We start from the raw sequence: 12,235 nt of genomic DNA on the forward strand, positions 1-12,235 counted from the left end.
CATTCAAAGAAGGAGATCCCCGATGGATCTGACCTACAGCGACGCCCATGAAAACTTCCGCCAGGACCTGCGCGCCTTCCTGCGCGACCGCCTGCCCGAGCATATCTCCGAGCGCGTGCGCCTCGGCCAGCGGCTGACCAAGGAAGACCACGAGGAATGGCACGCCGCCCTGCAAGAGCGGAACTGGTTCGCCGGGCACTGGCCGAAGGAATACGGCGGCTCGGGCTGGGACCCGGTCGAGCGGCACATCTTCGAGGAAGAGACCGCCCGCGCCCATGCCCCGCGCGTCGTACCCTTCGGCGTGGCGATGCTGGGCCCTGTGCTGATGAAGTTCGGCTCGGCCGAGCAGAAGGCGCATTGGCTGCCCCGCCTCCTGTCGGGCGAGGATTGGTGGTGCCAGGGATACTCCGAGCCCGGCGCCGGGTCCGACCTTGCCTCGCTCAAGACCACGGCCGAGAGGGACGGCGACCACTACATCGTCAACGGCCAGAAGACCTGGACCACTCTGGCACAATATGCCGACCACATCTTCTGCCTCGTGCGCACCTCGAAAGAGGGCAAGAAGCAGGAAGGGATCAGCTTCCTCCTGGTCGACATGAACGATCCGGGGATCGAGGTGCGCCCCATCGTCCTGATCGACGGCGGCGCCGAGGTGAACGAGGTCTGGTTCAAGGACGTGCGCGTGCCCGTGGAAAACCTCGTGGGCGAGGAGAACCAAGGCTGGACCATCGCCAAGTACCTCCTGACGCACGAGCGCACCAACATCGCCGGCGTCGGCTACTGCTCCGAGGCATTGGCGAACCTCAAGCGGATCGCCGGGCTCGAGTACCAGAACGGCAAGCCCCTGCTCGAGGACCCGCTTTTCGCGGCCGAGATCGCGCGGCTCGAGATCGACCTGATGGCGATGGCCACGACCAACCTGCGCGTCGTCTCGGCCGCTGCCGAGGGCAATGCGCCCGGGGTCGAAAGCTCGATGTTGAAGGTGAAGGGCACCCAGATCCGGCAGGAGCTGAACGACCTCACCCGCCTCGCCTGCGGCCCTTATGCGATGCCCTTCGTGTCCGAGGCGCTGGAGCCAGGCTCGAATGTCAAGGCGCCCGGCCCCGACTACGCGGCCGCGGCGACGCCCGGCTATTTCAACAACCGCAAGCTCTCGATCTATGGCGGATCGAACGAGGTGCAGCGGCAGATCATCGCCAAGACCAAGCTGGGGGCCTGAACCATGCGCTTTGAACTGACCGAAGAACGTCAGATGCTGCAGGACGGCCTGCGCCGGATGCTGGCCGACACGGTGAACCTGAAGGAAATCGTCGAGGGCGACGCCCCCTGGTCGCAAGCCACCTGGAACGCCTTGGCCGAGATGGGCGTGATAGGCGCCCTCTTCACCGAGGACCAGGGCGGCTTCGGTGGCGCGGGCTACGACCTGATGGTGGTGTTCGAGGAGCTTGGCCGCGCCGGCGCGCCCGAGCCGCTGATCGAAAGCCTGATCGCCGGGCGCCTGATCGCCGAACTCGGCAACGCCGGCCAGACGGCCCATGTCGAAGAGATCATCGCCGGCGGCACGCAGCTGGCCTTCGCCCATTCCGAGCCCGGCGCACGCTTCGACCTGTCGCGCGTTGCGACTACGGCACGGCAGGACGGCAAAGATTGGGTGCTTGCAGGCCGCAAAAGCGTCGTCGTGAATGCCGGGGCAGCGGACTACCTCGTCGTCTCGGCTCGCACCGCCGGGGACATCGACGTTACCGACGGCCTGTCGCTTTTCCTCGTGCCGCGCAACGCGCTAGACCTGCTCGACTACCCCCTGACCGGCGGCGGCAGCGCGGCCGAACTCGCGCTTCAGGATGTCCGCCTGCCCGGCGAGGCGCTGCTGGGCGAGGCCGGCCACGCCTTCCCCCAGATCGAACTTGCCGTCGCCCGCGGCATCGCCGCCCAATGCGCCGAGGCCCTCGGCATGATGGAGCGCATCCGCGACCTGACTGCCGACTACCTGCAAAGCCGCACCCAGTTCGGCCAGCCGCTCATCAAGTTCCAGGCCCTCGCATTCCGCATGGCCGACCTGCTGATCGAGATCGAGCAAGTCCGCTCCGCCGCGATCAACATCGCCGGTCACCTCGACGCCGACCGGACCACGCGCGAGATCCACGTCTCGGCCGCGAAGGAACTGACCTGCCGCGTCGCCAAGCAGGTGGTCGAGGAAGCGATCCAGATGCATGGCGGCATCGGCGTTACGCAGGAATACGACCTTGGGCATTTCGTGCAGCGGCTGACGATGGTTCATCACCGCTTCGGCGACGCGCTGTTCCACCGGGCCCGGTTCGCGGGGCTGCGCGCGGCATGACCGGGCGGATCGAAACCGGGCACCACGCGCTGATCGTCTGGAACGACAACCCGGACCGCCGCAACGCGCTGACGCCGGAATACTACGCGACGCTCCACGACGCGCTCGACCGCGCGGGGGCGGACGGGAACGTGGGCGCGGTGATCCTCGCCGGCGCGGGCGGCTACTTCTCGTCCGGCGGCGACCTGAACGCGCTCGCCACCCGCGCCGAGCTGCCGAAACGCGAGCGGGCCGAAAAGATCGAGGCGCTGCACGGCGTGATCCGCGCGATCCGCGCCTGCCCCGCCCCGGTGATCGCGGCGGTCGAGGGCGGCGCGGCGGGCGCAGGCTTCGCCCTCGCGCTGGCCTGCGACATCGTCGTGGCGGCCGAGGATGCGCAGTTCACCGCCGCCTATATCCGCGCGGGCCTGACGCCCGATGGCGGCCTGACGCACAACCTCGCGCGCCTCCTGCCGCCTGCCACCGTGCTGCCCCTGCTGCTGCACGGCGACAGCATCTCGGCCGCACGCCTCCACGCCCTTGGCGCCGTGTCGGAACTGACGGCGACGGGCGGCGCGCTCGACGCCGCGCGCCACCACGCGCACCGCCTGGGGCACGGCCCCCGCACCACGCAGACGCGCATCAAGGCGCTCGCCCACGCCGCCTTCGACCGCAACCCTGACGAGCAGCTCGACGCCGAGCGCGACGCGATGGCCCGCGCCCAAGGCACGCCCGAGGCGGCCGAAGGGATTTCGGCCTTCCTCGAAAAGCGCCGTCCGGACTGGGGAAAATACCGGAAATGACTCTGATCCACGCCCATATCGACCGCCACGCAGCCGAACGTCCGACTGCCCCCGCGTTGCGCGACAGCCAGGGGATCGCGTTCGACTGGGCGGGATACAAGGCCGCGAGCGAAGCCGCGGCGACCCTCCTGAAGGATCACGGCGTCCAGCCCGGCGACCGGGTCATGGCGGTGGCCGAGAACTCTGCCGCGCTGGCCGCGCTGGTCTTCGGCACCAGCCGCATCGGCGCGCGCCTCGTCCCGGTGAACGCCCGCATGACCGCGCCCGAGATCGCCCGCATCGCCGGCCACTGCCGGCCCCGCCTCACCGTCTTCGCCACCGACGCCTCGCCCGAGGCCCGCGCCCACGCAGCAGGGGCGCAGGTGATGCAGACGTCCTATGGCGAGATCGCCCTCACCACCGACCCCGGCGCCCGGTTCGAGGCGCCCGACGACACGGCCGTCATCCTCTACACCACGGGAACGACGGGCGATCCCAAGGGGGTCATGCTGACCCACGGCAACCTGAATTTCGCCGGTCGCGCCTCGGCGACGCTGCGCGGGATGGTCCCGGGCGAGCGGCTGTACGGCGCGCTGCCCCTGACCCATGTGTTCGGCCTTGCCTCGATGCTGACGGCGGGGGCCGTCGCCGGGGCCGAGGTGCAGCTCGAGGCGCGGTTCGCCCCCGACAAGCTGCTGGCGGCACTTCAAGGCGGTGCAACCGTCCTGCCCGCGGTCCCGCAGATGCATGCCGTGCTGATGGCGCACACCGCCGCGCAAGGCATCGAACGGCTGAGAGGGGCCGCGCTGCGCTATGTCTCGTCCGGTGCCGCGCCGCTCGATCCGGCGTGGAAGCGCAAGGCCGAGGCATTCTACGGTCTGCCGCTACAGAACGGTTACGGCATGACCGAGACGACCGCCGGCGTCTGCGCGACAAGGAACGCGATCGGGGATCCCGACACCTCGGTCGGCCCGCCATTGCCCGGCTGCGAGATACGCATCGCCGCCCCTGACCGCGATGGCATCGGCGAGATCGAGACCCGCGGCCCCCACGTGATGAAGGGCTACTATCGCCTGCCGGAACTGACGGCCGAAGCGCTCGATCCCGAAGGCTGGCTCAAGACCGGCGATCTGGGGCGGATCGACGATGCGGGCCGGCTGCATATCGTCGGCCGCAAGAAGGAGCTGATCATCCGCTCGGGCTTCAACGTCCACCCGCCCGAGGTCGAGGCGGCGCTGAACGATCACCTCGACGTGGTGCAATGTGCCGTCATCGGCCGCGCGCGGAACGGAAACGAGGATGTGCTCGCCTTCGTTCAGCCCGCCCGCGGGGGAGTCGACCCCGCCGCCCTGGCGGATTTCGCGCGCGAGCGGCTGTCGGCCTACAAGCGGCCCAGCGCGATCTTCGTGGTCGACGCGCTGCCGGCGGCCTCGACCGGCAAGATCCTCAAGCACCGGCTGCTGACCACCTTCGCCGACCGGATCGCCGCGCATGACGCCGGGGAGTGACGCGCGCGGCGCGTGCGGCTAGCACATCCGCAACGCCAATCGGGGGTGACCATGACGCGCAGCATCCAGTTCCAACGCCTGCCGGGAAACGACCTTCCCCTGCCCGGCTATGCGACCGCCGGGGCAGCCGGCATGGACCTGCGCGCCTTCCTTCCCGGCGGAGATGTCGTGTTCGAGCATGGCACCCTGCGGTTGATCCCCACGGGCTTCGCCGTCGCCCTGCCCCCGGGGACCGAGATGCAGGTGCGCCCGCGATCCGGCCTGTCGCTGAAGCACGGATTCATCATCCCCAACGCCCCCGGCACGGTGGACGAGGATTACCGGGGCGAGATCATGGTCGGGCTCTACTACCTCGGTATCGACCCCTTCACGATCCACCACGGCGACCGCATCGCTCAGGCCGTCATCGCCGACGTCGTGCGCTTTGACGTGCAGGAGGTCGAAACCCTCTCCGAGACCGCCCGCGGGGGTGGCGGCTTCGGTTCGACGGGGCTGTCGTAAGTTTCACTTATGCGATGTTTTGGCAGGGGTGCAGTCCGGCCGGCCGCAGCGACTTGTGCTATTCTCACAATTCGCCGGCAAGTTTCGCGGCGATGCGCTCGATCAGGCGAGTGGCGACGGCATCCTTGCCGGCGCGGGGCCATTCCTCGGCCCCCTCGGCCGAGATGAACGTGACGGCATTCTCGGCCCCGCCCATGATGCCCGTGCCATCCGAGACGTCATTTGCCAGGATCCAGTCGCAGCCCTTCCGTTCGCGCTTGGCCCGGGCGTGATCGGCGACATCATGCGTCTCTGCCGCGAAGCCGATGACGAGCGTGGGCCGCTGGTCGTGGCGCGAGACCTCGGCAAGGATGTCCGGGTTCTCGGCGAAGTCGAGCACCGGGAGCGCGCCACCCGACTTCTTCATCTTGCGATCCGAGGGCGTCGCGACGCGCCAATCGGCGACTGCGGCGACAAAGATGGCCACATCGGCCGGTAGCGCGGCCAAAACCGCCTCGCGCATCTCGCGCGCCGTCTCGACCCGGATCACGTCAACGCCCTCGGGCGGCGGAACACTGGCAGGCCCTGTCACGAAGCTGACCCGAGCGCCCGCGTCCCGCGCCGCCCGCGCAATGGCCGCTCCCTGCGCTCCGGACGAGCGGTTGGCGATGTAGCGCACGGGGTCGATCGGCTCATGAGTCGGGCCGCTGGTCACCAGGACGTGCCGGCCCGAAAGCGGCCCTCCACCAAGCTGCGCCTCGATCGCCGCCATGATGTCTGCGGGCTCGCTCATGCGGCCGGGTCCCTGTTCTCCGCAGGCCATGTCGCCGACCTCGGGCCCAACGGTCCGCACGCCATCGCCCTTCAGCATACCCAGATTCCTCTGCGTCGCGGGGTGCTGCCACATCCGCACATTCATCGCCGGCGCGATCAGGATCGGCGTATCGGTCGCCAGAAGCAGTGTCGAGGCGAGGTCGTCTGCCCGCCCCTGCGCCATCTTCGCCATCAGGTCCGCCGTCGCCGGCGCCACCACGATCAGGTCGGCCACACGGCTGAGCTGGATATGTCCCATCTCGGCCTCGTCAGTCAGATCCCAGAGGTCGTCGTGGACCTTCTCGCCCGCCAGCGCCGAGACCGACAGGGGCGTGACGAACTCCGCCCCCGCGCGCGACAGAACCGGCGTGACCGCAGCGCCTGAGCGGCGCAGGCGACGGATCAGATCCAGCGTCTTGTACGCCGCGATACCGCCGCCGATGATGAGAAGAATGCGTTTACCCGTCAGCATGGCCGGACCCTATGCGCCGCACCGCGGCCCGGCAAGCTGAACGAAGTCCGGCGCCGCCCCGAGGGATAAGAGGGCGGCGCCGAGACGGGCGGCACGGGCGCTTGACCCGGCCGTCATATGCATACGCGCGTCACGCCAGAAAGTTTCTGACCTCGGAGCATTGAGTTTCGAGCGACTTGCGCATCTTGCCGAAGGCGGCTGCCTCGAGTTGGCGGACCCGCTCTTTCGACAGGCCAAGCTCGGTCCCCAGGCTTTCCAGAGTCCGGGGCTGATCGCGCAGCTTGCGCTCGCGCACGATGAACCGCTCGCGGTCGTTGAGCTGCCCCATCGCCTCGACCAGCCACACCCGCAGCGTGTCGACATCCTTGGCGTGAGTCACCGTCTCGTCTGCCTGCGCCGCATCGTCTTCCAGCGCGTCGATCCACTGGCGCCCCTCGTCCTCGGTGGACTGGGTGGCGTTCAGCGAAAAATCGGAGCCGGCAAGGCGCCCCTCCATCATCTCGACATCATGAAGTGGCACCCCGACCTCGGTCGAGATCATCTCGCGCATCTTCTGCCGGTCGAGCCGTTCGCCACGCGCCGCGGCCTCACGCTCCAGCCGCGCCTGCACGCGGCGCATGTTGAAGAACAGCGACTTCTGCGACGAGGTCGACCCCGTCCGCACCATCGACCAGTTGCGCATCACGTAGTCCTGGATCGACGCCTTGATCCACCACACGGCGTAGGTCGAGAACCGCACCCCGCGGTCGGGGTCGAACTTGTCGGCCGCCTTCATGAGGCCCAGCCCGGCCTCCTGGATGAGGTCGTTCATCGGCGCGCCGTAGCGCTTGAACTTCGCGGCCATCGAAATCGCGAGGCGCATATAGGCCGTGATCAGCCGGTGCAGCGCCGCCTCGTCGCGGTGATCGCGCCATGCATAGGCCAGCCTCAGCTCGGTCTCTGCGTCCAGAAGCTCTGCCTGCATTGCACGGCGTGATAGTGTCTGATCGGAAAATCCATCGAAAGCCACGTGTCTTGCTCCCCAGTGTTTTCGTGGGCGCGCATGTTCTTGTCGGACGAATGCCCCATGCCTGATCTGCGCGTTCAAGGCCTCAAGCACCGGCCGCCGAGGAAAGTTCCCGTAAAAATGTTGCAAATGGCAGGAGCCGCCCTAGGAACGCCGCTTCGTGATCGACCGGTCCACATTTCGCGATTGGACAGGAATGCGGGGCGTCGCGCAGATTGCGCGCCATGAGCTACACCCTCCATATCGCCGATCCCGGCTATTCCTCGTGGTCCATGCGCGCCGGGTTGATCCTGTCGCGCTTCGACATCCCTCACAACCTTACCGTGCATCGCATGTATATCGATCCGCCCCTGCCCGCGCAGATCGGATTGCCGCCGGCGCGCACCGTCCCCGTGCTCGTGACGCCCGAGGGCACCGCGATCCGCGACAGCCTGGCCATCGCCGAAGAGCTCGCCTCTCGTCACCCAGACCTGCCGCTCTGGCCCTCGGATCCCGCGATGCGCGCACTTGCCCGGTCGATCGCTGCCGAGATGCACGCCTCGTTCGGTGCCCTGCGCAATCGATGTCCGATGTGCCTGCGGGTTGCGTATGGCGACGTGCCGGTGCCGGACGACCTCGCCGCCGATCTCGACCGGTTGGAACTTGTCTGGTCGGATGCGCTGGAGCGTTCGGGGGGGCCTTGGCTCGCCGGCGAATGGTCGATCGCCGACTCGTTCTTCGCCCCGGTGGCCGCGCGGATCGCCGGCTACGGACTGCCGGTCGGTCGAACCTCCGCCGCCTATGCGACGCTTCACTTGCAGGACGACACGTTCAACGCGTGGCGGTCCATGGGACTGCGCAAGGGGCCGGACCTGCACGAGACGGTCTATCGCCAGCCCTACCCCCGGGTCGGATGGCCGAACCTCTGCATTCGTTAACCGGGCGCTAAGCATACTGGCGCTACCGACGGTCCATGACCGCCCGCGCCTACACCGTCGCCTTCGAGGGCATCGAGACCCGCGAAGTCGAGGTCCAGTGCGCCATGGCCCCCGGCATGCCCGGCTTCGCCATCGTGGGGCTGCCGGACAAGGCGGTCAGCGAGGCGCGGGACCGTGTGCGGTCGGCCTTGCAGGCGATGTCGATCGCGTTGCCCTCGAAGCGGGTGATCGTGAACCTCTCGCCGGCGGACCTGCCGAAGGAGGGGTCGCATTTCGACCTGCCGATCGCGCTCGCCCTCCTCGCTGCGATCGACGTGCTTCCGCGCGAGATGGTCGAAAGCGTCACGGCCCTTGGCGAATTGTCGCTCGACGGGACGCTCCTGCCGGTGATCGGCGCGCTGCCGGCAGCCCTCCACGCCGCAAGCCGCCACCGCAGCCTGATCTGCCCCAAGGCGTGCGGCGCCGAAGCGGCCTGGGTCGACGCCGCCCGTGTGCTCGCCCCCGATACGCTGCACGCGGCGATTGCGCATTTCACCGGGCAGCGCCCCCTCGCCCCGGCCGAACCGGGCGAGGTGGAAATCGCGCCCGACGGCCCGGATCTTGCCGATGTGCGCGGCCAGGAGCGGGCCAAGCGCGCGCTCGAGATCGCGGCGGCGGGGCGGCACCACCTGATCTTCGTCGGCCCGCCGGGATCCGGCAAGTCGATGCTCGCCCGTCGCCTGCCGGGCCTTCTGCCCCCGATGAGCCCGCGCGAGGCGCTCGACACCTCGATGATCCACTCGCTCGCCGGGCTTGTGGAGGAAGGCGGCATCACCCGACGCCGCCCGTTCCAGGAGCCGCACCACACTGCGTCGATGGCCGCCATCGTCGGCGGCGGCAAGGGCGCGAAACCGGGCCAGATCAGCCTTGCACATAACGGTGTGCTGTTCATGGACGAGTTCCCGGAATACGCGCGCCCCGTGCTCGAGACCCTCCGCCAACCAATCGAAATGGGTGAAGTCGTCATCGCCCGCGCCAACGCCCACGTGCGCTATCCCTGCCGCTTCCTGCTGGTCGCCGCCGCCAATCCATGCCGCTGCGGCCATCAATTCGACGCCGCCCGCGCCTGCTCCCGCGCGCCGGCCTGCGGCGAGGACTACATGAGCCGCATCTCGGGTCCATTGATGGATCGCTTCGACCTACGGATCGAGGTGCCGCCGGTTTCCTTCACCGATCTCGACCTGCCGCCGACCGGAGAGCCGACGGCAACCGTCGCGGCGCGGGTCGCCGCCGCGCGAGACCTGCAGGCCAAACGTTACCGCGACCATCCCGAGGTGACGGTGAACGCCGATCTCGAAGGGGCGCTGCTCGACCGAACGGCCGCGCCGGACGAGGCTGGCAAGGCGCTCCTCCACAAGGCAGCCGATCGGTTCGGCCTGACGGCACGCGGCTATCACCGGGTCCTCCGCGTGGCCCGCACGATTGCCGACCTCGAGGGGGCGACCAACACCCGCAGCCACCATATCGGCGAGGCATTATCCTACCGCCTCGTCACTCGCCGCGTCATGGATTGAGGGGGATCACGCCGTCCCTGGTCAGCCGCCCTGCCCACGCCGGCGCTCGATCGCGTTCCAGATGGTGCCGGCAACGTTGGAGCCGTCGAACCGCTCCATCTCCTGGATTCCCGTGGGAGAGGTCAGGTTGATCTCGGTCAGGTAGTCGCCGATCACGTCGATCCCTACGAAGACCTGCCCCTTTTCGCGCAGGAGCGGACCGATGGCCGCGCAGATCTCCCGATCCCGATCCGTGAGTTCGGATTTCTCTGCGCGCCCGCCCACATGCATGTTCGAGCGGGTCTCGCCAGCCTGCGGCACACGGTTGATCGCCCCGGCCGGCTCGCCATCCACCAGGATGATGCGTTTGTCCCCCTTCGACACCGCGGGCAGAAACTTCTGCGCGATGAGGGGCTCGCGGTTGATGCCCGAGAAAAGCTCGTGCAGCGAGGCAAGGTTGCCGTCATCGCGCCCCAGGCGGAACACGCCCGCGCCGCCATTTCCGAAAAGCGGCTTGACGATGATGTCGCCATGCTCGGCCTTGAACGTGCGCAGTGCCGCCAGATCACGCGCGATGACGGTCGGCGGAATGAGACCCGGAAACTGCAGGACAAGGAGCTTCTCGGGATAGTTGCGCACCCAGAACGGGTCATTGACCACGAGCGCGCGCCCCGCGAGCTGGTCGAGCAAATGCGTGGTCGTGATGTAGCCCATGTCGAAGGGCGGATCCTGACGCAGCCAGACGACGTCGAACTCCGCAAGATCGACCTCTCGCGTCTCGCCGAGTTCCGCGTGGTCGCCTTTCACACGCCGCACCGTCAGATCCGCCCCTCGCGCCAGAACGCGACCGTCCTGCCAGGCGAGGCGATCGGGCGTGTAGACGAAAAGGCTATGGCCCCGCGCCTGCGCCTCTTCGGCGAGGCGGAACGTGCTGTCGGCGTCGATATCGACCGCCTGGATCGGATCCATCTGGATGGCAACTGACAGGGTCATGCGAAAGCTTTCTCCACGCTGGGACGCAGCGCAATCTGGGCCGTTGCGGCCCCCGTGGCAAGGCGATCACATGAAGGCGTTCTCGAGGATCTCGACGCGACCCGTCCCGTCCACCGTCGCCACATCCACCCGCGCTTCGGTCAGGGACCCCTCTGCCTCGGCGTCCAGATAGAGTTCCGCCGTCGCGTGGATGCGCGCGATCTGCCGCGGAGACACCCGCTCCAGCGCCCATGCGTGCCGCTTGGCGCGCTTGACCTCCACGAAGATGACGCGGTCGCCCTCGCGGAAAATCAGGTCGATCTCGCCCCAGCGCGATCGCCACCGGCGCGCGACGAGCCGGGCGCCCCGACGGACATAGACCCGCGCAACCTGGTCCTCGGCGGCCAGGCCGGCGTGATAGGCAAGGGCGCCGGCAAGACGTTTCTCGCGCGCCGGATCAGGCGGCGGAACAAGGGCGAAGGCAGCTTGATCGGGCGTCTCGTACTGCGGGCGGCGCGTGCCGCGGCGCCGTGCAGGGCGCACCGCGCCCCCGCCTGGCAGCTGAAGGGAAAGCTGCGCGCTCACGACCCGCGCCCCAGCCGAAGCGCCATCTGGTACACGTCACGACGCGGCGCGCCGACCGATTCGGAGACTACTTTCGCCGCGTCCTTCACACTCATCGTCTCAAGCGCCTCCAGCAATGCCGCCTCGATGTCGTCAGCTCCGGCCTCGCGACGGTCACGGTCGATGACCAGCACGATCTCGCCCCGCGGCGGATCGCGTTCGATCCCCTCGAGCAACTCGGACAGGCGCCCTTGCCGCACTTCTTCGAATCGCTTGGTCAGCTCCCGGCAGAGTGCAGCCTCCCGATCTCCGAGTCGTGCCAGAATTTCCCTAATGGTTACCGAACATCTGCGGGCCGTTTCGAAAAATACCAGCGTCGCCGGCGTCCGCCCAAGCTCGTCCAGGGTCCGCGTTCGGGCGCCGGAGGCGGCCGGAAGGAACCCGGCGAAAAGGAACCGGTCGGTCGGTAGCCCCGAAAGACTCAGCGCGGCGAGCGCCGCGGACGGGCCCGGTGCCGTCGTCACGAGGTGTCCCGCCGCCCGCGCCTCGCGCGCCAGGGCATAGCCCGGATCCGCCACGAGCGGCGTTCCGGCGTCCGAAGCATATGCGACCGACTTGCCCGCCGCGAGCGCCGCGAGGATACCGGGTCGCGCGCGCTCGCCATTGTGGTCATGGTAGCTGATCACGGTTCGACCGTCGATCGGGATCCCGTGGATCTCCATCAGGTGGCGCAGGACCCGCGTGTCCTCGGCCGCGAGCATGTCCGCATCCCTCAGAACGTCCAGCGCCCGAAGCGTGATGTCGCGCGCAGCCCCGATCGGTGTGGCAACGAGGTACAGGCCCGGAGCAAGATCGCTCATCGGCAGGCTCGC

12 protein-coding genes are annotated in these 12,235 nt (G+C 68.5%); 7 read left to right on the forward strand and 5 right to left on the reverse strand.

From position 1 onward, the window contains the following. Window positions 1–22: 22 nt before the first annotated feature. The 5 genes from PAM7066_RS04595 to dut are packed head-to-tail and all read left to right on the forward strand — an operon-like array spanning window position 23 to window position 5,108. The gene (locus PAM7066_RS04595) at window positions 23–1,219 is read left to right on the forward strand and encodes an acyl-CoA dehydrogenase family protein (RefSeq protein ID WP_085852967.1); all 1,197 of its coding nucleotides are present in this window, start codon (window positions 23–25) and stop codon (window positions 1,217–1,219) included. Window positions 1,220–1,222: 3 nt separating this feature from the next. Continuing rightward, window positions 1,223–2,338 (forward strand): acyl-CoA dehydrogenase family protein, encoded by a 1,116-nt coding sequence (locus PAM7066_RS04600; protein ID WP_085852968.1) that lies wholly within the window; start codon window positions 1,223–1,225, stop codon window positions 2,336–2,338. Further along, a complete protein-coding gene (locus PAM7066_RS04605) occupies window positions 2,335–3,120 on the forward strand; it encodes an oxepin-CoA hydrolase, alternative type (RefSeq protein ID WP_085852969.1) in 786 nt (261 codons plus the stop codon). Before PAM7066_RS04600 ends, PAM7066_RS04605 begins: the two co-directional genes overlap by 4 nt. After that, the gene (locus PAM7066_RS04610) at window positions 3,117–4,607 is read left to right on the forward strand and encodes a class I adenylate-forming enzyme family protein (protein WP_085852970.1); all 1,491 of its coding nucleotides are present in this window, start codon (window positions 3,117–3,119) and stop codon (window positions 4,605–4,607) included. Before PAM7066_RS04605 ends, PAM7066_RS04610 begins: the two co-directional genes overlap by 4 nt. A 51-nt stretch (window positions 4,608–4,658) precedes the next feature. Beyond that, a complete protein-coding gene (gene dut, locus PAM7066_RS04615; RefSeq protein WP_085853287.1) occupies window positions 4,659–5,108 on the forward strand; it encodes a dUTP diphosphatase in 450 nt (149 codons plus the stop codon). A gap of 64 nt (window positions 5,109–5,172) precedes the next feature. On the opposite strand, the gene coaBC is transcribed toward dut, so the two are convergent. Then, window positions 5,173–6,372, reverse strand: coding sequence for a bifunctional phosphopantothenoylcysteine decarboxylase/phosphopantothenate--cysteine ligase CoaBC (gene coaBC / locus PAM7066_RS04620; protein WP_085852971.1), 1,200 nt, complete (start codon window positions 6,370–6,372; stop codon window positions 5,173–5,175). A gap of 130 nt (window positions 6,373–6,502) precedes the next feature. Then, a complete protein-coding gene (locus PAM7066_RS04625) occupies window positions 6,503–7,381 on the reverse strand; it encodes an RNA polymerase factor sigma-32 (protein WP_085852972.1) in 879 nt (292 codons plus the stop codon). A 221-nt stretch (window positions 7,382–7,602) separates the two neighbouring features. Here PAM7066_RS04625 and PAM7066_RS04630 point away from each other — a divergent pair, with 221 nt between their 5' ends. Beyond that, on the forward strand, window positions 7,603–8,295 hold the full coding sequence (locus tag PAM7066_RS04630) for a glutathione S-transferase (protein WP_085852973.1): 693 nt from the start codon (window positions 7,603–7,605) through the stop codon (window positions 8,293–8,295). 35 nt (window positions 8,296–8,330) lie between these two features. Continuing rightward, window positions 8,331–9,848, forward strand: coding sequence for a YifB family Mg chelatase-like AAA ATPase (locus PAM7066_RS04635; protein WP_085852974.1), 1,518 nt, complete (start codon window positions 8,331–8,333; stop codon window positions 9,846–9,848). Between the two features lie 21 nt (window positions 9,849–9,869). Here PAM7066_RS04635 and gshB read toward each other — a convergent pair whose 3' ends face one another. The 3 genes from gshB to rsmI all read right to left on the reverse strand — a co-directional run bounded on the left by gshB (window position 9,870) and on the right by rsmI (window position 12,223). After that, entirely contained in the window at window positions 9,870–10,820 is a 951-nt protein-coding gene (gshB, locus tag PAM7066_RS04640; protein WP_085852975.1) for a glutathione synthase, read from the reverse strand. A gap of 66 nt (window positions 10,821–10,886) precedes the next feature. Then, on the reverse strand, window positions 10,887–11,207 hold the full coding sequence (locus tag PAM7066_RS04645) for a YraN family protein (protein WP_245749601.1): 321 nt from the start codon (window positions 11,205–11,207) through the stop codon (window positions 10,887–10,889). A 173-nt stretch (window positions 11,208–11,380) separates the two neighbouring features. Continuing rightward, on the reverse strand, window positions 11,381–12,223 hold the full coding sequence (gene rsmI, locus PAM7066_RS04650; protein ID WP_085852976.1) for a 16S rRNA (cytidine(1402)-2'-O)-methyltransferase: 843 nt from the start codon (window positions 12,221–12,223) through the stop codon (window positions 11,381–11,383). Between the last annotated feature and the right edge of the window lie 12 nt (window positions 12,224–12,235).

Origin of the sequence: Palleronia marisminoris (genome assembly GCF_900172315.1) — a bacterium.
Lineage (GTDB): Bacteria > Pseudomonadota > Alphaproteobacteria > Rhodobacterales > Rhodobacteraceae > Palleronia > Palleronia marisminoris.